This window comes from Pseudoalteromonas sp. MTN2-4 (assembly GCF_042848605.1).
Lineage (GTDB): Bacteria > Pseudomonadota > Gammaproteobacteria > Enterobacterales > Alteromonadaceae > Pseudoalteromonas.
The window spans coordinates 179841-202279 of record NZ_BTGK01000003.1; the positions used below are offsets into that span (position 1 = coordinate 179841).

Annotated in this window: 18 protein-coding genes; 14 read left to right on the forward strand and 4 right to left on the reverse strand. The window is 38.5% G+C overall.

What is annotated here, in order from left to right:
* The first annotated feature begins 123 nt into the window (after positions 1-123).
* From thrS to rplT, 4 genes are all read left to right on the forward strand, one after another.
* Positions 124-2034 carry a threonine--tRNA ligase gene (gene thrS, locus ACGHEH_RS09685; RefSeq protein WP_390444554.1) on the forward strand — a complete coding sequence of 637 codons (1911 nt, stop codon included), beginning with the start codon at positions 124-126 and terminating at the stop codon, positions 2032-2034.
* A gap of 58 nt (positions 2035-2092) precedes the next feature.
* A complete protein-coding gene (gene infC, locus ACGHEH_RS09690; protein ID WP_390445182.1) occupies positions 2093-2659 on the forward strand; it encodes a translation initiation factor IF-3 in 567 nt (188 codons plus the stop codon).
* A gap of 177 nt (positions 2660-2836) precedes the next feature.
* Complete coding sequence (gene rpmI, locus ACGHEH_RS09695; protein ID WP_023398350.1) at positions 2837-3037, forward strand: 50S ribosomal protein L35; 201 nt, start codon at positions 2837-2839, stop codon at positions 3035-3037.
* Between the two features lie 15 nt (positions 3038-3052).
* The gene (gene rplT, locus ACGHEH_RS09700; RefSeq protein ID WP_058029851.1) at positions 3053-3412 is read left to right on the forward strand and encodes a 50S ribosomal protein L20; all 360 of its coding nucleotides are present in this window, start codon (positions 3053-3055) and stop codon (positions 3410-3412) included.
* Between the two features lie 51 nt (positions 3413-3463).
* Here rplT and ACGHEH_RS09705 read toward each other — a convergent pair whose 3' ends face one another.
* The gene (locus ACGHEH_RS09705; RefSeq protein ID WP_390444558.1) at positions 3464-4288 is read right to left on the reverse strand and encodes an SDR family oxidoreductase; all 825 of its coding nucleotides are present in this window, start codon (positions 4286-4288) and stop codon (positions 3464-3466) included.
* A gap of 147 nt (positions 4289-4435) precedes the next feature.
* Between ACGHEH_RS09705 and ACGHEH_RS09710 the strand changes: the two genes are divergently transcribed.
* From ACGHEH_RS09710 to ACGHEH_RS09735, 6 genes are all read left to right on the forward strand, one after another.
* Positions 4436-6238, forward strand: coding sequence for a M14 family metallopeptidase (locus ACGHEH_RS09710; protein ID WP_390444561.1), 1803 nt, complete (start codon positions 4436-4438; stop codon positions 6236-6238).
* Positions 6239-6241: 3 nt separating this feature from the next.
* The gene (locus tag ACGHEH_RS09715; protein ID WP_390444564.1) at positions 6242-6883 is read left to right on the forward strand and encodes an MBL fold metallo-hydrolase; all 642 of its coding nucleotides are present in this window, start codon (positions 6242-6244) and stop codon (positions 6881-6883) included.
* Between the two features lie 66 nt (positions 6884-6949).
* Positions 6950-7408, forward strand: coding sequence for an Lrp/AsnC family transcriptional regulator (locus ACGHEH_RS09720; protein WP_058029847.1), 459 nt, complete (start codon positions 6950-6952; stop codon positions 7406-7408).
* Between the two features lie 132 nt (positions 7409-7540).
* Positions 7541-9097, forward strand: a complete 1557-nt coding sequence (locus ACGHEH_RS09725) for a SulP family inorganic anion transporter (protein ID WP_390444567.1) — start codon at positions 7541-7543, stop codon at positions 9095-9097.
* Positions 9098-9240: 143 nt separating this feature from the next.
* Entirely contained in the window at positions 9241-10317 is a 1077-nt protein-coding gene (locus tag ACGHEH_RS09730; RefSeq protein WP_390444569.1) for a sensor histidine kinase, read from the forward strand.
* Positions 10310-11134, forward strand: a complete 825-nt coding sequence (locus tag ACGHEH_RS09735; RefSeq protein ID WP_390444571.1) for a LytR/AlgR family response regulator transcription factor — start codon at positions 10310-10312, stop codon at positions 11132-11134. The genes ACGHEH_RS09730 and ACGHEH_RS09735 overlap by 8 nt, the downstream gene beginning before the upstream one ends.
* Positions 11135-11199: 65 nt before the next feature.
* Here the strand turns inward: ACGHEH_RS09735 and pyk are convergent, their stop codons facing one another.
* Complete coding sequence (gene pyk / locus ACGHEH_RS09740; protein WP_390444573.1) at positions 11200-12633, reverse strand: pyruvate kinase; 1434 nt, start codon at positions 12631-12633, stop codon at positions 11200-11202.
* Between the two features lie 409 nt (positions 12634-13042).
* Here pyk and gndA point away from each other — a divergent pair, with 409 nt between their 5' ends.
* The gene (gene gndA / locus ACGHEH_RS09745; protein WP_390444575.1) at positions 13043-14416 is read left to right on the forward strand and encodes an NADP-dependent phosphogluconate dehydrogenase; all 1374 of its coding nucleotides are present in this window, start codon (positions 13043-13045) and stop codon (positions 14414-14416) included.
* Positions 14417-14485: 69 nt separating this feature from the next.
* Here gndA and ansA read toward each other — a convergent pair whose 3' ends face one another.
* Positions 14486-15496, reverse strand: a complete 1011-nt coding sequence (gene ansA / locus ACGHEH_RS09750) for an asparaginase (protein WP_390444577.1) — start codon at positions 15494-15496, stop codon at positions 14486-14488.
* Positions 15497-15560: 64 nt separating this feature from the next.
* Positions 15561-17435, reverse strand: coding sequence for a signal peptide peptidase SppA (gene sppA / locus ACGHEH_RS09755; RefSeq protein WP_390444579.1), 1875 nt, complete (start codon positions 17433-17435; stop codon positions 15561-15563).
* Between the two features lie 218 nt (positions 17436-17653).
* Between sppA and ACGHEH_RS09760 the strand changes: the two genes are divergently transcribed.
* The 3 genes from ACGHEH_RS09760 (at position 17654) to ACGHEH_RS09770 (ending at position 22439) form a co-directional block, all read left to right on the forward strand.
* A complete protein-coding gene (locus tag ACGHEH_RS09760; RefSeq protein WP_390444582.1) occupies positions 17654-19615 on the forward strand; it encodes an FAD-dependent oxidoreductase in 1962 nt (653 codons plus the stop codon).
* A gap of 330 nt (positions 19616-19945) precedes the next feature.
* The gene (locus tag ACGHEH_RS09765) at positions 19946-21250 is read left to right on the forward strand and encodes a tetratricopeptide repeat protein (RefSeq protein WP_390444584.1); all 1305 of its coding nucleotides are present in this window, start codon (positions 19946-19948) and stop codon (positions 21248-21250) included.
* Positions 21240-22439 carry a FecR domain-containing protein gene (locus ACGHEH_RS09770; RefSeq protein ID WP_390444587.1) on the forward strand — a complete coding sequence of 400 codons (1200 nt, stop codon included), beginning with the start codon at positions 21240-21242 and terminating at the stop codon, positions 22437-22439. Before ACGHEH_RS09765 ends, ACGHEH_RS09770 begins: the two co-directional genes overlap by 11 nt.

Here is a 22439-nt window from a genome sequence, read left to right on the forward strand (position 1 = left end):
TTAGTTAACTTGCCAAACAGTTCATCAATGCTTATTCGTAAAAGCGTTGTAAAAGGTACTCATTTTTTAAACTTTAATACACGTGATACTTGGTAGGTGTCACCACTGTAAATAGGAATTATCATGCCTGTAATTACGCTTCCTGACGGTAGTCAGCGTGCTTTCGAAAATCCAGTAACAACATTAGAAGTAGCTCAAGATATCGGTCCTGGTCTTGCAAAGGCAACCATCGCGGGCCGAGTGAATGGTGAAAGAGTTGATGCATGTGATTTAATCACTGAAGATTCAAATCTACAAATCATCACAGCAAAAGATGAAGACGGCTTGGAAATTATCCGTCACTCATGCGCACACTTAATTGGTCATGCAATTAAACAGCTTTTCCCTGATGTAAAAATGGCGATTGGTCCAACCATCGACAATGGTTTTTACTACGACATCGATTTAGATCGTTCATTAACTCAAGAAGATCTAGATGCAATTGAAAAGCGCATGCTTGAGCTTGCTAAAACAAATTATGACGTTGTTAAGAAAACAGTCACTTGGCAAGAAGCAAGAGACACCTTTGAAGCACGCGGTGAGACTTACAAAATTGAAATCCTAGACGAAAATATTTCGAAGGATGACAATCCAGGTCTTTACCATCACGAAGAATACGTTGACATGTGTCGCGGTCCTCACGTGCCAAACATGAAGTTCTGTCAACACTTCAAGATCATGAAAGTTGCTGGCGCGTATTGGCGTGGTAACTCTGATAATAAGATGCTACAGCGTATCTATGGTACAGCTTGGGCTGATAAGAAACAGCTTAAAGCGTATTTGAAGCGTCTTGAAGAAGCAGAAAAGCGTGATCACCGTAAAATTGGTAAAGCGTTAGACTTATGGCACTGGCAAGAAGAAGCGCCAGGCATGGTATTCTGGCATAATGATGGCTGGAGCATTTATCGTGAACTTGAAGACTTTGTTCGTGAAAAGTTGCGTGAGTACAGCTACGAAGAAGTAAAAGGCCCATTAATGATGGACCGTGGTCTTTGGGAAAAGTCTGGCCACTGGGATAAGTATTCTGATGCCATGTTCACCACTGAATCAGAAAAACGTGAATATGCTATTAAACCAATGAACTGCCCAGGTCACGTGCAAATTTTCAATCAAGGTCTAAAATCTTATCGTGATCTACCATTACGTATGGCCGAGTTTGGCTGTTGTCACCGTAATGAGCCATCAGGTGCATTACACGGATTAATGCGTGTACGTGGTTTCACTCAAGATGATGCGCACGTATTCTGTACTGAAGAACAGGTGATGGATGAAGTGTCAGCATGTATCAAGATGGTATATGACACATATTCAACATTTGGTTTTGAAAACATTGTTGTTAAGTTATCGACACGTCCAGAAAAGCGTATTGGTGACGATGAAATGTGGGACAAATCAGAAAAAGCGTTGGCTGATGCATTAGAAGCGAATGGTATTGAATTTGAATACCTACCAGGTGAAGGTGCATTCTACGGTCCTAAAATTGAATTCACATTATATGATTGCTTAGACCGTGCTTGGCAGTGTGGTACAGTGCAGTTAGACTTCGCATTACCGGGTCGTTTAGGTGCTACTTATGTGGCCGAAAATAACGAGCGTAAGACGCCTGTCATGATCCACCGTGCAATTTTAGGTTCTATCGAACGATTCATCGGTATCTTAACAGAAGAATATGCGGGTCTTTTCCCAACTTGGTTAGCACCAAAGCAAGTGGTGATCATGAATATCACCGATAAACAAGCTGATTATGTACAAGAAATTGTGCAAAAATTAAATAAACTTGGAATTAGAGCTTGTGCTGACTTGAGAAATGAGAAGATTGGCTTTAAAATTCGCGAGCATACTTTAAAACGTATTCCGTATTTACTTGTTGTTGGTGACAAAGAAGTCGAACAGCAAGAAGTTGCGGTTAGAACACGCAAAGGTGAAGACCTTGGCAAGTTCTCGGTTGATGACTTTATCGCAAAGGTAAGCGAAGAGATTAAAGACCGTAAATAAAATTATGGCGTGTGGCTTACAACAATATATCAAGCTACACGCTTTATCTTTTGATTTTTTGGAGGATCGTACCATTAGAGGCGGCAAAAAAGGGCAACCAACAGCTCAAAAACAACATCGTATTAACGAAGAAATCACAGCGAGAGAAGTTCGCTTAACAGGCGTAGAAGGCCAGGAACCAAGTATTGTATCGTTAAGAGAAGCTCAAGCTATTGCTGATGAACTAGGTGTAGATTTAGTAGAAATTAGTCCAAATGCTGAACCGCCAGTTTGTAAGGTGATGGATTACGGTAAGTTCCTTTTCGAAAAAGCAAAAGTACAAAAAGAACAAAAGAAAAAGCAGAAGCAGATCCAAATCAAAGAGATCAAGTTCCGTCCAGGTACTGACTCGGGTGACTACAACGTTAAACTTCGTAGCCTAAGAAAATTCTTAGAGGGTGGTGATAAAGCTAAAGTTACTATTCGCTTCCGCGGCCGTGAAATGGCTCACCAAGACATTGGCCTAGATTTATTAAACCGTGTTAAGGCTGATTTAGAAGACATCGCAACAGTTGAGTCTTTCCCAAATCGCGTAGAAGGTCGTCAAATGATTATGATGTTGGCACCTATTGCGAAAAAAGCATAAACACGGCATAATACGCTCCGATTTTGAACTAGGTCTCAAATGCTTCGGCTACCTAGTTCAACTGGTCTGTAAAAAGTAGATTGATTTCTCACCAGAACTTAGGTTGTAATAAGGCTCTACAAGTGGTTTATCCCGCCTTTTTACATTGATTAGCGCAATACATTTGGAGTTATTGCAATGGCTTACAAGCTAAAAACACACAGAGGCGCAGCTAAGCGTTTCAAAAAGACTGCTTCAGGCGGTTACAAGCGTAAACAATCGCATCTTCGTCACATTCTGACTAAGAAATCTTCAAAGCGTAAACTACACCTTCGTGCAAAGTCTATGGTTCATAAGAATGACCTAGGCCTAATCGATCGTATGTTACCATTCGCTTAATAGAGGATATCAGAAATGGCAAGAGTTAAACGCGGTGTTATCGCACGTGCACGTCACAAAAAAGTATTAAAGCAAGCTAAAGGTTACTACGGAGCACGTTCACGTGTTTACCGCGTAGCGTTCCAAGCTGTAACTAAAGCAGGTCAATACGCTTACCGTGACCGTCGTGCTAAGAAACGTACTTTCCGTCAACTATGGATTGCACGTATCAACGCAGCTTCACGTCAGAATGGTCTTTCTTACAGCCGTTTCATCAATGGCCTTAAAAAGTCATCTGTTGAAATCGATCGTAAGATCCTAGCTGATATCGCAGTATACGACCAAGTAGCTTTCGCAGCATTAGTTGCTAAAGCAAAAGAAGGTCTAGCTGCTTAATAAGTCTTGAACTTATTGATTTAAAAGGAGCCATTGGCTCCTTTTTTAGTTTTAACGATTTTTTATTAAAATTTTATCAAGTAATCTAGTACTTAATATTCTTCGCATCACGCCCATGAAATAGGTTGGAAATGTGACGTAGTAACGCGGCTTTGGTTTTTCTGCATTTATTGCATACAAAAGCTTTTCTAGAACAGCTTCAGGGCCTAGAGTAAATTTTTGTGGTGCAGTTTGACTTTCTAGTCGGTTTAGCTGTGCTCTATAATTATCGCTATGTGCACTTTGTTCAATATTGATATTTTTAATAAATGCCTGTTTTGCATTTTCTCTAAACTTAGAGGCGATTGGTCCTGGTTCAACTAAGCAAATGTGGATATTGGTATCTGCTAACTCCATTCTCAATGTATCTGTTAACCCCTCTAAAGCGAACTTACTGGCATTGTAAGCACCTCGATAAGGTAGAGCTACAAAACCTAACACGGACGAATTGTGAATAATTCGACCATGTCCCGTTGAGCGCATATGTTTAATTGCCAAATTGGTAAGGTGGTGCCAAGCAAAAAAGTTGACTTCAAATTGTGCGCGTAAAGTATCTGTTGGCAAGTCTTCTACTGCGCCGGGTTGTCCATAAGCACCATTGTTAAACAATACATCTAACTGCCCATCACATATATCAAGTGCTGTTTTAAAGCCTTGCTCTATACTTGCCTGGTCCGCGAGATCTAATTTAATACAGGTTAAACCTTCTTCTGAGAGCCGCACAACATCCTCATTTTTACGGCAACTGGCTATGACTTTATAACCTGATTTATGTAGTTCTTTTGCACAGTGATAACCGATGCCGGTAGAGCAGCCTGTGATCAAGATTGATTTCATTTTGTTATTTCGCTGTATTAATGTAGATAAAAAATGCCAAATATGTCATTTGCTGCATTTTTTTGTTGAATCACCGCACATTCTAAATTGGTTTGTAAAAGATTGATATAATTCATCTAACTTATAAATTATTAATGAGTCTTTTACATGTTTGCAAACGTCATAATTTTATCCACTGTGTTGAGTATGAATGGTCATTTACCACCATTAATACCTTGGCAAGGGAAAAGTTTGCAACTAATTCAAAGTTCTGGTCCTTTAACAACAGACTTTGAACTAAGTGGTGGGGAAGTATCGCCTACTTATGAAGACACAATGAAATTCGTTGATAGATTAATTGCGGCAAATCCAACCCAGTTCAGCAGCTTATCAATTGGTGAAAGTTTTGGTCAGCGTGAAATCAAAATGATTGTTGCCAGCGAAAATGGCCAATTTTCTGCAAACATGATCAAAAGCAATGGTAAGCCGACAATGTTAATTCAAGCTGGTATCCATTCTGGTGAAATTGACGGTAAAGATGCTGGCTTTATGTTGTTAAGAGATATAGCAACGGGCAAAAGAAGAGATCTGTTAAATAAAGTAAATATACTTTTTATTCCTATCTTAAACGTTGATGGGCATGAGCGCCGAAGTGAGTTTAATCGTATAAATCAGCGTGGCCCAATTAAGATGGGTTTCAGAACGAATGGAAACAACCTAAACCTTAATCGTGATTACACTAAGTTAGATACACCAGAAGTAAAAGCTGTATTGAAGGTAATTAATGAATTTGAACCAGACTTGTACGTAGATGTTCATGTCACAGATGGTGCAGATTATCAATACGATGTCACTTATGGCTACACACCCGCATTCGCTAGTGAATCACCACAAATTGCAACTGTGTTAGCTGAAAAGTTTCAGCCTCATATTGATAAAACATTAGCAAAATACGACCATATTCCTGGTCCACTTGTATTTGTCATGGATAAAAGAGAATTTAAGAGTGGCTTAGCAGGTTGGATTGCAGGACCGCGATTTTCAAACGGTTGGGGAGACCTTGCTAATGTACCAACGATTTTAGTAGAAAATCATTCACTTAAACCCTATAAGCAACGTGTATTAGGTACCTATGTATTTTTAGATGGCGCAATAGATGCTTTATCTATACATTCTCAAGCACTCGAAAGTGCAGTTAAAAAAGAATATGAGACGCCAAAACGTCTAGTGCTTAATAGAAAGTATGCAACAGAGCCTGACTTTATCAACTTCAAAGGGATTAAGTATAAGCGATTTAACAGTGCGCTTTCTGGGCAACAAGAGGTTAAGTATCTTGGAGAGCCAGAGCACTACGAGAAGCTACCTATCTATTGGAAAAAAGAGGTTGTTTCTGTTGTGGATGTGCCTGATGCATTCTATATACCACAGTCATATAGATTCATTGCAGATAAATTATCAATACACGGTATCAATGTTGAAAAAGTCACTTCTACTGATTTAGTTTCTAACCTAAAACTTGCAGAAGTTAATGATTATGCTTTCGAAAAAACACCTTTTGAGGGGCGTTTTAGAGTAACTGCACAGTTCACCAATAGCGATATTGAACAAAAAAATTTAGCAGGTTGGTATAAAGTAACGACGCAGCAAGTAAGAGGCAAGCTGGCAACTCATTTACTGCACCCTGAAGCCCCAGACTCTTTTTTCTCATGGGGAAGTTTTCATACAATATTCCAACGAACGGAATATGTTGAAAATTATGCATTAGTACCTTATGCCCGTTCAATGTTAAAAGATAACCCTAAACTTGCGCTAGAATTTGATAAGAAATTAAGAGAAGACAAAAACTTTGAATCAGATCCTAAAGCACGTTTAAATTGGTTGTATTCAAAAACGCCATATTTCGATCAAGGCTACTTAAAATACCCAATTTTAATGCAATATAAACCAGAGCAAAAAGAAGTAGAGAAGTAATCAGTGAAAGTCGTTACCAAGCCTGTCACTGCATTTATGCAAAATACACGTTTCATTACTTGTGAAGAAACTGGCGATACAGCAATACTCGATCCCGGTGGAGATGCACCTTTATTATTAGAGCACATAGCTAGTAATAATCTCAGAGTTAAGTGTATTTTGTTAACTCATGGTCATCTTGATCATGTTGGTGCAAGTGTAGAAATAGCAAGCAAACTTGATATTCAAATTATTGGTCCAACCGAAGATGAACGTTTTTGGTTTGATGCTTTGCCGATGCAATCGCAAATGTTTGGATTTGATCTTCATGAAGTGTTTTACCCTGATCGTTGGTTAGAGCATGGTGAAGTCTTTAATTTAGGTAATTTAAACTTTGAAGTGAGACATTGCCCAGGGCATACGCCTGGTCACATTGTTTTTTATGAAGCCAGTAAACAAGCTGTATTTGTAGGTGATGTTTTATTTAAAGGCTCAGTTGGCAGAACTGACTTTCCAAAAGGAGACAGTGAGCAATTAAAAACATCAATAAAAACACAGCTTTTTACCTTACCAGATGACGTTGAAGTTTTTTCTGGTCATGGACCAAATACTTCAATTGGTTATGAGAAGGCACATAATCCTTTTATGAGTGGCCGATTCGGCTAAAACACACTAAAATTTAATCTAAGAAAGAGAATAAAATTCTCATAATTTTAAGAGAACGTATTAAATATGTCTTTAAATCAAGTTGACAGACAAATATTGGCCTTAATCCAACAGGATGCAAGTTTATCAACAGCAGAGATTGCAGATAAAGTTGGCCTTTCACAATCACCATGCTGGCGCAGAATTGCAAAGCTAGAGCAAGATGGCTATATCAAAGGTAAAGTCGCTTTATTAGATGATAAAAAGCTGGGCTTTGATATGTTGGTTTATGCCAACGTTAGGTTGTCCAACCACGGGCGCAATAATCTTGCTGAGTTTGAAGAGCTAATCTTAAGCTATGACGAAGTAACAGAATGTTACACCATGGCGGGCACTATGGATTTCATGCTCAGAATTATTTCAAAAGGCATAGACGGCTACGAGCGGTTTGTTCGTGATAATTTATTGAATTTGGAATATGTTCAAGAAGTACATTCAAATGTAACTATGACGTGTGTAAAGAGAACAACTGCTTTACCACTTTAAAACCTCTGTCACGTATTTCGACTATACTCATCTGATGTAGTCAGTTTGTTAAAAGCGCTGGATTTCGCTATAATCCAGCGCTTTTCTGTTCATAATTATTATAAATACATATCTAACACATCGAGGAAATGAATGTTTAATCTGATAGGCAAAGCGCCAAGCTCTGCTAAAAACGATATCCTTTCCGGCTTAACCGTTGCATTAGCACTGGTACCTGAAGCTGTAGCATTCGCATTTGTTGCGCATGTTGACCCCTTAGTTGGCCTCTATGCGGCCTTTATCGTCGGCTTAATTACCTCAATTTTTGGTGGTCGCCCAGGCATGATCTCAGGTGCAACGGGTGCGTTAGCTGTTGTTATGGTTAGCTTGGTTATTGAGCATGGTGTCGAATATTTATTTGCTACCGTTCTATTAATGGGTGTGTTTCAAATATTGGCGGGCATATTTAAGCTCGGCAAATTCATTAGAATGGTTCCACACCCAGTGATGTTGGGTTTTGTAAATGGGTTGGCAATTGTTATCTTTTTAGCTCAATTAGGGCAGTTCAAAGTAATGGATGGCAATGGTCAACTTCAATGGATGCAAGGCTCAGAGCTATATGTGATGGGTGGTCTTGTTGCTTTAACGATGGCAATCATTCACTTCTTACCGAAACTTACTACAGCAATTCCATCATCTCTTGCTGCCATATTGGTAGTGACTGGCCTAGTGATTGGTTTAGATCTAGAATCTCGCACTGTACTTGATTACTTAAAAGACATGTCAGGCGATTTGAATGCAACAATTGCAGGCGGATTCCCTGAGTTCCATATTCCGGCTGTACCTTTCAATTTTGAGACTTTCAAAATCATCTTCCCTTATGCATTAGTTTTAGCTGCGATAGGCCTGATTGAATCGCTTCTAACATTAACACTAATCGATGAAATCACAGAAACACGCGGTAATTCAAATAAAGAATGTATCGGCCAAGGTGCTGCAAACGTTACATGCGGTGTATTTGGTGCAATGGGTGGTTGTGCCATGATTGGTCAATCAATGATAAATATTAATTCTGGTGGTCGTAGCCGTTTATCAGGTATCACAGCAGCCGTTTTACTACTTGGCTTTATCTTGTTTGCTGCAAGTCTAATTGAAATGATCCCACTCGCGGCACTTGTTGGTGTGATGTTTATGGTTGTTTTAGGCACATTCGAATGGTCTAGTTTTAGATTAATGAAACGTATACCTAAAACGGATGCTTTCGTGATAGTGCTAGTATCGGGCGTCACGGTAATAACCGATTTAGCCATTGCAGTGTGTGTTGGTGTGATTGTTTCTGCACTGGTATTTGCTTGGGAGCATGCAAAGCATATCTACACAAACAACTATATCGATGAACAGGGTTCCAAAGTCTACGAACTTCATGGTCCATTATTCTTTGGTTCGGTTAAAAACTTTGCTGAGTTATTCGATATAAACAACGACCCAAATGATGTCATTATTGAGTTTAAATATAGTCGAGTTGCAGATCATAGTGCAATTGAAGCCATTGATAGCTTGGCGGAACGCTATAAAAAAACTGGTAAAACAGTCCATTTACGTCACTTAAGTCCGGACTGCATTGAGTTGCTTAACAAAGCAAAAGATTTAGTAGAAGTGAATGTTATCGAAGACCCTAATTATAAGGTTGCTTCAGATAAACTTGCATAAAAATCTATGTTGATTGGATAAAGGGGCACATTTTTGTGCCCCTTTTCTTTGCGGTAAGCCGATGAAATTATGAGATTGGTAGCAGTGCGTTAATCCGATGCATTACGTATAATTAAGGCATTAAATAGGAGTTATATAATCCATTGAAATGGCAAGCTTTAGTCGATAATCGACAACGATTCTTTTGGGTACTTCAAATTGCAGGCTGGATTGGCTATGCATTGGTCAATTATATTGGCTCAAAAGTTTTCGAAATGAGAGATATATATGTATTCGTGATTGTATTAAACGCCTATGCAGGGTGTTTAATGACAGTGCCGTTACGTTACCTCTACAGAATTATATGGAACTCTAAACCTTGGGTTTTAATCGTTGTTGTTTTCAGTGCCTCATACATTACTGGTACCCTTTGGTCAGTCATTCAAAAGTTCAATTTGTGGGAGATATACCGTCATGGTTACAGACCCACTGAGTGGTTTTATTATTTTCAACAAGGTTTGGATTCAGTCTATATCATCCTTTGCTGGAGCGGCCTGTATTTTGGTATCAAGTACTATCAGTTACTTCAAAGTGAACGCCAAAAAGCTCTGAAAGCAAATACTATGGCGCATGAAGCGCAGCTCAAAATGCTTAGATATCAATTAAACCCTCATTTTTTGTTCAACACACTTAATGCAATTTCTACACTTATACTTGTTGAAGAAAATAAAGATGCAAATCAGATGGTATCTAGGCTCAGTGATTTCCTTCGTTATACACTCAATACTGATCCCATAAAAAAAGTGCCATTAGAACAGGAAATTCACGCATTAAACTTATATCTAGAGATTGAAAAAGTACGTTTTGATGAACGTCTATCAATAGATGTCAGTATGACAGAAGAAGCGAAACATGCGCTAGTACCAAGCTTGTTGCTGCAACCATTAATCGAAAACTCAATCAAATATGCCATCGCCCATATGACTGAAGGCGGTAAATTAGAGATAAAGGCGCAAGTCTTTGCCAATGAATTATTATTAGAAGTAGGGGACAATGGACCCGGTGCTGAAATAGAAAATGGCAAATTATTGAATGCGTCAGGAGTGGGTATTGCAAACACTCAAGATAGGCTTAAAACTTTATACGAAAATAATTACTCGTTCGCTCTATCACATAACACACCAAAAGGGCTAAAAGTAAATATTCGCGTTCCATACGAGAAGGCAGAAAGTAATGAGTAGAATTAAAACATTAATCGTTGATGACGAGCCATTAGCAAGAAAAGGCCTTGCTGTACGTTTAAAAGAATTTGAACAATTAGAAGTAGTTGATTTATGCCCTACAGGCGAACAAGCGATTCAAGCTTGTAACGAAAACGACATTGATTTGCTATTTTTAGATATTCAAATGCCTGGAATGAATGGTTTTGAAGTTGCCAAAACGCTCAGTGAAAAGCCAGGTTCAATGCCTGCTGTTGTGTTTGTAACGGCGTTCGATCAATATGCTGTGCAAGCATTTGAGATCCATGCCCTCGATTATATTTTAAAACCCGTTGATGACAACCGATTAGAACAGGCGGTGGATAAAGTGCAAAGCTATTTAAAAACACAACAAGATAACGCCCATAAAAAGAAACTAGCTAGTTTCGTTGCAGGTATTACAGGTAATAACTGTGAAGAAATCTTGAAGAAATTAGCAACAGGTGATGCGTTAGAAGATAAAAAATATCCTGAATCTCTTGCTGTGAAAGAGCAGGGTGAAATTATTCGTGTCACGACGTCATCAATACAATGGGTTGATGCCGCGGGAGATTATATGTGCCTGCACTGCAATGACGGGAAAACACATATTCTGCGTAAAACAATGAAAGAACTTGAACAAGAGCTGGACCCAGCGTTATTTGTTCGTGTTCATCGTTCAGCAATCGTGAATACTAAACAGATTAGCAAGTTAGTTACACAGACAAGTGGCGAGTATTTATTAGTGCTAGACAACGGGCAAGAATTAAAAGTAAGCCGTAGTTATAGAGATAAAGTAAAAGCAGCGCTTGCGAGTTAATTTATCTTCTTTGCATAGAAAAGGAGCAGCTTTTAATCTGCTCCTTTTTGCGATTAGAACCGAGTTTACACAGTGATTATCTTCATTGTGTTAGTCGCACCTACGGTTTCCATTTTGTCTCCGTGTGTCAGTATAACGGTGTCACCTTTAACAAGTGAGCCACGTTCAACTAGTGTATCTAGTGCGTCTTTGATCATACATTCTTGATCATGCTTAGTTGAATCGAAGTATACTGGGTATACGCCACGGTATAATGCTGTTTGACCAAGTGTAGATGCATGGCGTGATAATGAGTAAATAGGGTGACCAGAGCTAATACGTGACATTAGCTTTGCAGTTTTTCCTGACTCTGTAAGCGTTACAATTGCTTTCACACTGTCTAAATGGTTTGCTGCATACATAGCAGAAAGAGCAAGTGTCTCTGAGGTGTCTGAGAACATACTATCTAATCGATGCTTAGAAATATGTGCTTCTGGCTGTGACTCGGCGCCTAAACAAACTCGAGCCATGGTTGCTACTGTTTCTTCAGGATAATCACCTGCAGCGGTTTCTGCTGAAAGCATAACTGCATCTGTGCCATCTAATACTGCGTTAGCCACATCCATGACTTCTGCACGTGTAGGCATTGGGTTATCAATCATTGATTCCATCATCTGTGTTGCTGTTACAACAGTACGGTTCAGAGAGCGAGCACGGCTGATAATTAATTTTTGCTTGCCAACTAAAGCAGCATCACCAATCTCAACACCTAAATCACCACGTGCAACCATTACCGCATCAGATGCAAGAACGATATCATCAATTGCTTCTACGGTTTCTACGGCTTCTGCACGCTCGATCTTTGCAAGAAGTTGAGCGTTGGAGCCGGCTTTCTCTGCAAGTGAACGTACATAACGCATGTCGTCGCCACTGCGCGGGAATGAAACAGCAATATAGTCAACACCAATTTCAGCTGCAGTGATTAAGTCTTGTTCGTCTTTTTCAGTGAAAGCTGGTGCGGTTAAACCACCACCCAAACGGTTAATACCTTTATTATTTGATAACACACCACCCACTTTAACTGTGGTATGAACAAGTGCGCCGTCTACCGAGTCTACTACAAGCTGAATTAAACCGTCATTTAAAAGAAGTAGGTCACCTTGTTTTACGTCTTGAGGCAGTTCTTTATAATCTATACCAACAGCCTCAACAGTACCTTCACCTTTAGCCATTTCAGCATCAAGAATAAATTTAGCACCAACTTCAAGATTTACTTTACCATCTTTAAAAGTAGAAACACGGATCTTAGGACCTTGAAGGTCAGCAAGGATAGCAACGTGTTTATTTAGTTTAGTTGCAATATCTCTTACAGCTTGTGCTCTGTCTTTATGATCTTGAGCAACGCCGTGAGAAAAGTTTAGGCGAACTACGTTTGCACCCGCTTTAATGATTTTTTCTAAGTTGTTATCGCGGTCAGTTGCAGGTCCAAGGGTTGCTACAATTTTTGTGCGTCTAAGCATCAGGTTCTCCTGTAGGCCTATTTAGATAGGTAGATATTAATAAATGCGAAATAAACCAACAAATTTAAGCAAAGATAGCTCAATATTTGATTAAAAACGCATTAGATGTTGAAAGAATTTGCATTAACTCTTTTTAACACCGTAATTAAGTTATATGATCTATATGACATCATTATGACACCGGTGTCAGGATGCGTCAATCACAAGATCCTGGTGTCTTTACATACAAATGAATTAAAAGAATCCGAGAGAATGGTGCTAAACATTTTTGCTTATAGATTCTTTAACCCCATATAAAGTTTGTTTGTGTAAAAGATTTAAATAGTAGTAATTGGTATCTTACAAAGCTAAGACATATAATAGGCTACTGAAGTATTGCTCAAATTAGTTGTTACCGAGGAGGAACTTAATGCAAGTTGCATTAGTTGGTTTAGGTGTGATGGGTAAAAACCTTGCACTAAATCTCATTGAACAGGGTTTAACGTTAGTTGCCTACGATAGAAACCCGGACGCAGGTGCTGAGCTTTTAAGCTGTGCTCAGTCACTTGGCTTAGCTGAGCGCTTGCACATTGTTTCTGACCTTGGTGATATGATCCGCCGTTTAGAAACGCCTCGTTCAATTTTACTACTTGTTCCAGCCGGCGAGTTAGTAGATAGAGTGTGTTCTGATTTAGTTGAAGCGGGTGTAGATAAAGACGATATCATCATCGATTGCGGTAATAGTAATTATAAAGATGGTATTGCACGTAAACTTAAATATCAGAATAAATTTGAGTTCGCTACCATGGGGATTTCAGGCGGTGCAGAGGGTGCTCGTCATGGTCCTGCGATGATGGCAAGTGGCTCAGAGGGTGGATGGGAACGAATTATTCCATGGTTCGAAAAAGTAGCAGCAAGCTATAACGGCGAATCTTGTTTCGCTCGAGTTGGTCAGTCTGCTTCGGGTCACTTTGTAAAAATGGTACACAATGGTATTGAGTATGCATTAATGCAACTTATTGCTGAAATGTATCAACTACTTCGACATGGAACCGGTAGAACACCAAAAGAAGTTGCAGAAGTATTCCAATCTTGGTCAGAAGGTCATTTGAATAGCTACTTGTTATCGATTTCAAGTCATATTTTAGAGCTTGAAACTGATAACCAAGAGTCTTTAGTTGACCTGATTGACAACAAAGTTGGTGCAAAAGGCACAGGTCTTTGGACTGCACAAAATGCATTAGAGCTAGGTATTGCTGTGCCTTCTTTAGTTGCTGCAGTTCAAGCGCGTCACTTAACCAATACCATCGATACACATGCAGCGAAAGAAATGACTTATGCATCGCAGCAAACGGCGAAAATCGATATTGATTTAGATGAGCTTAAATCAGCTTTCTATCTTGCAAGCCTGCTATGTTACCGCCAAGGTTTAGCATTAATCAAAGGTGCATCACGTGCACACCAGTGGAAGGTCGACCTTGGTAAAACGCTTCAAACATGGCGTGCAGGTTGTATCATTAGAGCCGATTACCTGGATGATATTGCTGAAGGTGTGGAGTTCATCGATACGTTACAAGCAGAATCGCTAGCACTTCGCAAAGTAACAGGTCTTGCAGTGTCATCTGGCCTTGCTTTCCCTGTATTAAGTTCTACACAGACTTATATTGCAACATTAAGCACACCTAGTAACGGTCACCTTGTACAAGCGCAACGTGATTACTTTGGTGAGCACGGTATTAAAACCCACTCGGGTGAAACGTGCCACCTAACGGACTTAGTCGAGATTGACGCAAAAGTCAGATAAAACAAGAGTCAAACTTAAAAAGGTCAGCGTTGCTGACCTTTTTTGTATCCGATAGAGAATGGTTTATTTTTATCGAGTTAATTCACCCCGCAAATTATCTTGCATAAGATGTCTGACAGTTTCAAGTTCTAAGTTCTGACTAAACAAATAGTGTAGCTTTGTTAGACACGCTTCTAAGGTCATATCATAACCGCTCAACACTCCACAATTTAACAGCGCATTGCCAGTTGCATAGCCACCCATATTAACTTGACCTTGAATACATTGAGTGAGGTTTACAATCACGGTGCCATTGTCTGTGGCACTTTTAAGGATCTCAAGAAATTCATGTTGTTGCGGGGCATTACCAACACCAAAGCTGAGTAATATTAAGCCTTTGACGTCTTCGGTGATGATATTTTTAACCATTTCAACCGAAATACCAGGGTACAAATATAAAATTGCTATTTTTTGTGACTGCACCGAAGTGACTTGAAGTGCTTGCTCAACATATGGACTTAATTTTCCTTCAATCAACTGAATGTTTATACCTGATTGCGCAAGAGGTGAAAGATTTGGAGAAGCAAAAGCGTTGAAACCATCTGCATGTGCTTTTGTTGCTCTATTACCTCTGAAAAGCTGATTGTTAAAAAATAAGCTCACCTCAGCAATTGGGTAGTTTGCGGCTAAGTACATTGCATTTAGCAAATTGACTTGGCCATCAGAGCGCAATTGCGAAAGTGGGATTTGCGAACCTGTAACAATGACAGGTTTTGTCAGGTTTTCAAACATGAACGATAAAGCCGAAGCAGTATAAGCCATAGTATCAGTGCCGTGAAGGACAACAAAACCATCGTATTGATCATATTTAGACTTAATATCACCAGCGATTAATTGCCAATGATGAGGAGACATATCAGAAGAGTCTATTAACGGACAATATTCATGAATATCAAAAAGTGGCATTTCTTCTCGGGTAAATTCGGCATTGTTTTTAACGGTTTCTGTTAAATAACCAGCAACGGGTACATAACCACGAGACGACTGTTTCATACCGATTGTACCGCCAGTATAAGCGATGTAGATTTTTTTTCTTTTCATAAAAATAAGCCCAGATATCAATCTGGACTTATTATATTCGTAAGCTTGAATTTATGACAGAGGATTAATAAGTCACTTCACACGTTAAACAGCGTGTGTAGATGTGATTAGGGTCATTAAACTCATTAACAATATTCAGTTGCTCAACAACTTGCTCACCAAAACCACCAAATAACTTCGATAGATTAGCCAGAATGTCGTCAGACGAGCCATCAGTTTCAATCATTGAACTAATCATTGCAGAGCCTAATAGGTCTCTTAATAATTGGTCTTTTTCGGAGAGCGTTTGTTCAATAGTAATAACATCAAAATCTTCAAGTTGTGCAAGAGATGCAGCAGCATCAATCGCATCTTGTTTATCACCTAATTTATCAACTAAGCCAAAGCTTTGAGCTTGAGTAGCAGTCCAAACTCGACCTTGTGCAACTTCATCAACCGCTGATTTTTCCAATCCACGTTCTTGAGCAACTAAGGAAATAAATTTATCATACGCATTTTCAATGCCTAACTGAAATACTTGAGAGAGCTTGTCCGAAATACCTCTTGATAAAGAGATATTATTTAGCTCCGTTGTTGCAACACCGTCAGAGTAGATCCCTATTGAATTTAACGAATTCTCAAATGTTAAAATAGTACCGAATACACCAATTGAGCCTGTAATTGTACTGGGGGCAGCCCAGATTTCATCTGCAGACATCGCTATCCAATAACCGCCAGAAGCGGCAACAGAGCCCATAGAAGCAATAATTGGTTTACCTGCTTCTTTAATAGCTAGGACTTCGTTTCGAATTATTTCTGAAGCGAACATACTGCCACCACCGGAATCAATTCTAAGTACAACCGCTTTAACCTTTTCGTTTAAGCGAGCTTTCTTTAGAAGCGCGGCTGTTGAATCACCACCAATACGTCCTGCTTTTTGTTTTCCATCTACAATATTGCCTCTTGCTACAATAACTGCAACTTTATTATCGGAAGGCATCGTAAAGCTAGGCTGATTATTTAACGATTCAAGATATTTGTTAAAGCTGATGTTTTTAAATGTTTTACCTGAAGCGTTTGTACCAACTTGCTCAATAAGTTGCGCTTGAAGCTGTTGATCTGTTTGTAACGTATCTACCCAACTATTTTGCAATGCATATTGCGCATAATCCCCATTTACAGCCTGAATTTTAGCTAAATATTGATCTGCTTTTTCATCAAAATTACTGACTTCAAACTCACGCGCTGCGGCAATATCTGACTTGTATTGAGCCCATAACTCATCTAACCATAGCTGGTTGGCTTCTTTTGCTTCAGGAGACATATCATTACGTATAAAAGGCTCTACTGCAGACTTATAAGTGCCCACTCTAAATACATGTTGCGTTACTTTAAGTTTCTCGAGTGCATCTTTAAAGTAAAGCGGGTAGCTTGCAAAGCCTCTCAATTCAACGCCACCATATGGGTGAAGAGAGATTTCGTGTGCATATGAAGCTAAAAGATATTGGCTTTGCGAGTAATATGCACCATGCGCGATGACTTTTTTACCTGACTTTTTGAACTCAACGATTGCCTGCGCAATAGCATCAAGCTTGTTTAAATGAGCACTATGTAAAGATTTCAGATTTAGTAGCAAAACTTGGATTCGCGAGTCTTGAGCTGCTGAGTTGATGACATTAACGACATCGTCAACCAAGATCTCTTTTGGCTGGTCATTGCTAGAAAAAACTTCGCCAAAGGCGGCATCGACTGGGTCTACGTATGTTAGTTCTTCGACTAGCGAACCGTTAAGATTTAAGTTTAAAACAGCACCATTAGGTACGTTTACCTGCGCCTCTTGCTGCGGGATCGATAAAATTATCACAGCAAGAAGTCCGAAGAAAACTAAGTTCAATACGAGTTTTCTTGAAAAATTTATTGCGGCCCACAGGCCTTTAAAGAATTTACCTATATAAATCAAAGCTCACCTTTATTATTGTCTAAATCTAATCTTTTTCACTACTTTTATAATAACTGAGTTAATTTAAGAGTGTTATACCTAAAACGTAACTAAGTATTTATAAGCTTACAGAACGTACATTTAGATTAAAATTAAGCTTTTTTAAAAGATAAACTTTGCTAATTTGTTAAAAATTGCTAAGGTCTCAGGAGGTACGACCAGTTTTGAGAAATTAATCCATGTTAGAAGCACCATTAGAATTAAAAAATACAAGGTTGCGTAATAGACTCGTTATGGGCTCGATGCATACGGGCTTAGAAGAAGGGTGGTCAAATAGAAAGAAATTGGCTGCATTTTATGAAGAGCGTGCTAAAGGTGGCACAGGTTTAATTATAACAGGTGGATATAGCCCTAATATTCGCGGTAAATTGACGCCTTTTGCATCCTCATTTAATACAACGTTTGATGTAGTAAAGCATAAAGCCTACACAGACGCAGTTCATAAGCATGACGGTAAGATATGCTTGCAATTACTCCATGCAGGAAGATATGCATATCACCCTTTTAGTGTAGCTCCAAGCGCAATAAAGGCGCCAATTACACCATTCAAACCAAAAGCAATGTCTTTAGGGCAAATAAAATCTACGGTTAAAAGCTTCGCTAAATCAGCGAAACTGGCTGAAAAGGCAGGTTATGATGGCGTTGAAATCATGGGCTCAGAGGGCTATTTAATCAATGAATTTATGGCGCCACATACTAACAAGCGTAAAGACTGTTATGGTGGAAGTCTTGAAAACAGAGTGCGGCTTGCAAAAGAAGTCGTCGAAGCCGTTAGAAGTCAAGTATCTGATAAATTTATGATTATCTTTAGACTTTCTGTCATGGATTTAATTCCTGATGGTTCAACTACCGATGAAGTAGAATATCAGGCTAAAGAGCTTGTTAAAGCCGGCGTTGACATTATCAACACTGGTATTGGCTGGCATGAGGCGAGAGTACCAACAATCGCAAGCATGGTGCCGGCCGGTGCTTTCAGGGAAGCATCACAAAGGCTAAAGCAATGGGTGGATGTTCCTGTTATTGCAGTTAACCGTATCAATACACCTGAAATAGCAAATGAGATATTAAATGATAACCAGTCTGATCTTATCTCTATGGCACGGCCTTTATTGGCTGATCCTGAATTCTTTAATAAGTACAAGCAGAATAAATCAGAACAAATTAACATCTGTATAGGTTGTAACCAAGGGTGTCTAGATCATGTGTTTAAGGGCCAACGAGCAACATGCTTGGTGAACCCTCAAGCTTGTTATGAGCTTGACTATCCATTAGAAAAAGCCTCTAAGGAAAAAAATGTATTAGTTGTCGGTGCCGGACCAGCTGGTTTGTCAGCGGCTATTTATCTAGCAAGAAAAGGTCATAAAGTAAAGGTTATAGAGCGAAATAGTTATGCTGGTGGTCAGTTCAATTTAGCAATGCAAGTGCCTGGAAAAGAAGATTTTAAGAAGACATTAAAATATTTCTTGCAAGAGGTAGAGCGTTTAAAAATTAACCTTGAGTTAAACTGCGAATACTCACCAGATATGGACTGCAGCTTTGATGATATTGTTTTTGCATCAGGGGTTAAACCGCGTGTAGCAAGTTTCCCATGCAAAGATGGCAAGCGTGTCTATCACTATGATGAGGTTATTCGCGGTGAAGTTGAAATTGGAGACAAAGTTGCCATTCTAGGTGCTGGTGGAATTGGTTTTGATATGGTTGCATTCCTGCAAGAGAAGCCTGAGCAATCAATTGAGGAATTTAAAACTCAATGGGGTATAGAAACTGAACAGCAGCATACTGGTCCTAAAAGACAACTTTATATGTTAAAGCGAAGTGAAGGACGCTTTGGTTCAGAGCTTGGTAAAACAACAGGCTGGATCCATAGACAAGTTGCAAAACAGCATAATGTTAAACAATTATCAGAATGTGAATATTTAGGTTTTGATGCACAAGGCTTGAAGATTAAACATAAAGGTAAAGAACAAACCCTAGATGTTGATACCGTGATAGCCTGTATCGGTCAGGTTTCAAATAGTGAAATATTCAATAAAGACGCGTTACCTGATAATCATCATGTGATTGGTGGTGCGAAACTCGCTGCAGCGATAGATGCTAAGCGAGCAATTTTTGAAGCGCTTCAGGTTGCACGCAAAATTTAGCCCTTTCATAATTCCAACAAGTAAAGCCCGTCTTTTGAAAAGATGGGCTTGTACCTACTATCTTTACTGACGAACACACAATCTTGATTATACTCAAAATGAAGACGGCACCATTTGTCTTGTATCTTCCATAGCAACATGAAGCTAAAAGAACTTAATTGAATTTTGTATAAATTTTCATATTTGGTGCACATCATTTTCTTAATTGACTATTTTTACTCTGAAATGTTTTAAGGAGTGAAAATATTCTGAAAGTGAACTTGTTTGTATAGTTGCCGTTTCAAACCAGCTTACTTTGATTCATAAACTTTTAAATAGTTAGGATCAATTATGTGGCGTTACAGTTTTTATTTTTGTTTTTACTTATTTATTGGGTGTAACTTTTCAGCTGTTTCATCTGAGCAACCTCTTTTGAAGATCTCGGAAGCGTATAATAATCAAAAAACACAAGAAGCATTTAAAATTGCTGAAATGTATTTTGATGAATTAGCTGGCACTGCTGAGTTTGATGCTTTGTACGGTCAAATTTGTCTTAAGCTAAATAAAATAGATGAGGCAGTCTTTGCCTTCGAAAGAGCCATATCTGAGAATCCCAATGACTATATATCTTTTTACTTATTAGCTTTAAGTTATGCCAAACAAAATAACCTCAATCAATCAGAGCAAACACTTAATACCCTACTTCTACTTCCGATACCGAATGATCTAAGAATAAATATTCAAGAGAATTTACAATTTGTAAAAACGAAAAGAGAGAATTTAGATTCAAATACTATACAACGACTTTCGCTTAACTTGGGGCATGATTCAAATGTAAATAGTGGTTCATTGGACGATAGAGTAGTAGTTTCTGGCGTAGAAATTTTATTAGATGAAGCAAGTCAAAAATCTGCAGACAGATTTGCTCGATTTGACTACCAGTTTAATGGTAAGTGGCAAAGTACCCAGTATGAGGCTTGGCGACTAAATTTAAATCTTTCTCAACTAATACATAACAATCTCACTCAGTTTAATAGAAACCAAGGAAATATTGGGTTTGGATATGAGTATGCTAATTCATCATCACGTTTAAACCTTAGAGGAGTTGCATCTGTTATGTCACTAGATGAGGCGACTTATCAACAACAAGTTGGTGTGTTAACCAGTATACAATATCAGCTTTTGAAAAACTGGGTGTTTGAGTTTAATGCTAAAGCATCATCAGTTAATAATGTTCAAAATGAAGACCTTGACAGTGATATCTTCGAATTAGATTTAGGCTTCTTATACTTCCAAAATAGATTTTTAGCAAAAATCGCTTTTTTAAATGGTAAGCAAAATGCAGATTTACAGTCTGCGAGGCATTATGGCCGTGATTACAAAGCAGCGTCTTTTTACTTGTCTTATAACATATCTACTCTTCATGCATTTGTAATTAGTAGTCAATACAAAACAGTCGAGCATCATGACATTCATCCTTTTTTTATGGTCTTGCGAGAAGAAAATATACGCAATGCTGCTTTCGAATGGCGTTACAGTTTATCGAAACAGTGGTACTTGCATACACGCTTCAGTCATTACAATAAGTCGAGCAATTTAGCTATTTATGAATTTGATAGGAATGAATTGTACTTAGGAGCTAGTTATGAATTCTAAACAACAAAAACTTATTTTTATTTATGCAATTACTTTAATATTTCTCGTCAAAAATGCAGATGCACAACAACAAGCAGGAAAAACTTTGCTGGCTAAAGGGACTGTTGAGGCTATTTCTTTACAAACATCTGAGGTAAGAAGTCTAAAAAGAAGAACACCAATCTACAAGGTTGATAGAGTTTCTACTTATCAACACAGTAAAGCTCAATTGAAGATGATTGATGGGGCTTTATTGGCACTCAAAGAAAATACAGCGTTAAACATAGAAGAGTATTTATTAAGTGAAAATGATGAGCAAAGTTCGATCGTTATTGAATTAGTATCCGGTGGATTGAGAACTATTACAGGAAAAATAAAAGGAAACTCAGATAACTATAAGTTAAAAACTCCTCTAGGGAGTATTGGTATCAGGGGCACTCATTACGAAGTAGAAATAGTAAAAGGTGATCTATTTCTGGCTGTTTGGGACGGTTCAATTGAAATATCAAGCGATATTCTCACAGAACCCCTTGTTTTGGGTTCAGATGGTACGCATGCATTCGCCAAAATCTCAAGTTTTGGTGAAGTAAAAGCCCTATTAAAACCACCAAAAGAGCTATCGTCATTATTTGGTAAATTACTTAACGATGAGCAATATTCTGAAGAGCAATTAACAGAAATAGTTACCTCGATTACATCAGAAAACCCGAATTTATTGGTTACAACACAAAATATCGTTGAATCATTGGACATCGAAGCTTTAAAAAATGCTATTGAAGATAGTAGTTTTTTAACTGAAGAAATCCTAGATACTTTTCAAACAGACGATATTGGAGCTTTGTTGGCTCAGCGCAGTGGTGTTATTGAATATTCGGATGTTGAAGAATTTTCAGTAATATCAAGTGTCGGTGAAGTCAGCGCCTTTTCGATGCGCATAGATGTTGATTTTGACAACGGTACTGTTCCTCTTGGAGCATTGTCATTCCTAGACAGTGAAGGCGAATGGTTTGCAACTTTTAATGGTTTAATCAACACGAGTGGTATGCAACTGGGTATTAATTACGCGAGTCATGGGCAAAACTTAGCTTATGGAGATATCAAGGCACAATTCAGTGATGAACTAAGTAAAATAAGAGGAAGTTTTACCTTATTTGAAATTGAGAATATAACCACCAATGCCGGTGGGTTATTCGTAATTAAAGAGAAGTAG

Bases quoted from the DNA above. Each gene is read 5' to 3' on its own strand.
- ACGHEH_RS09710 (WP_390444561.1), top strand. From the start codon at position 4,436: ATGTTTGCAAACGTCATAATTTTATCCACTGTGTTGAGTATGAATGGT.
- pyk (WP_390444573.1), bottom strand. From the start codon at position 12,633: ATGCTTAGACGCACAAAAATTGTAGCAACCCTTGGACCTGCAACTGAC.
- ACGHEH_RS09770 (WP_390444587.1), top strand. From the start codon at position 21,240: ATGAATTCTAAACAACAAAAACTTATTTTTATTTATGCAATTACTTTA.
- rpmI (WP_023398350.1), top strand. From the start codon at position 2,837: ATGGCTTACAAGCTAAAAACACACAGAGGCGCAGCTAAGCGTTTCAAA.
- ACGHEH_RS09725 (WP_390444567.1), top strand. From the start codon at position 7,541: ATGTTTAATCTGATAGGCAAAGCGCCAAGCTCTGCTAAAAACGATATC.
- rplT (WP_058029851.1), top strand. From the start codon at position 3,053: ATGGCAAGAGTTAAACGCGGTGTTATCGCACGTGCACGTCACAAAAAA.
- gndA (WP_390444575.1), top strand. From the start codon at position 13,043: ATGCAAGTTGCATTAGTTGGTTTAGGTGTGATGGGTAAAAACCTTGCA.
- ACGHEH_RS09720 (WP_058029847.1), top strand. From the start codon at position 6,950: ATGTCTTTAAATCAAGTTGACAGACAAATATTGGCCTTAATCCAACAG.
- thrS (WP_390444554.1), top strand. From the start codon at position 124: ATGCCTGTAATTACGCTTCCTGACGGTAGTCAGCGTGCTTTCGAAAAT.
- ansA (WP_390444577.1), bottom strand. From the start codon at position 15,496: ATGAAAAGAAAAAAAATCTACATCGCTTATACTGGCGGTACAATCGGT.
- ACGHEH_RS09765 (WP_390444584.1), top strand. From the start codon at position 19,946: ATGTGGCGTTACAGTTTTTATTTTTGTTTTTACTTATTTATTGGGTGT.
- ACGHEH_RS09705 (WP_390444558.1), bottom strand. From the start codon at position 4,288: ATGAAATCAATCTTGATCACAGGCTGCTCTACCGGCATCGGTTATCAC.
- ACGHEH_RS09735 (WP_390444571.1), top strand. From the start codon at position 10,310: ATGAGTAGAATTAAAACATTAATCGTTGATGACGAGCCATTAGCAAGA.
- ACGHEH_RS09760 (WP_390444582.1), top strand. From the start codon at position 17,654: ATGTTAGAAGCACCATTAGAATTAAAAAATACAAGGTTGCGTAATAGA.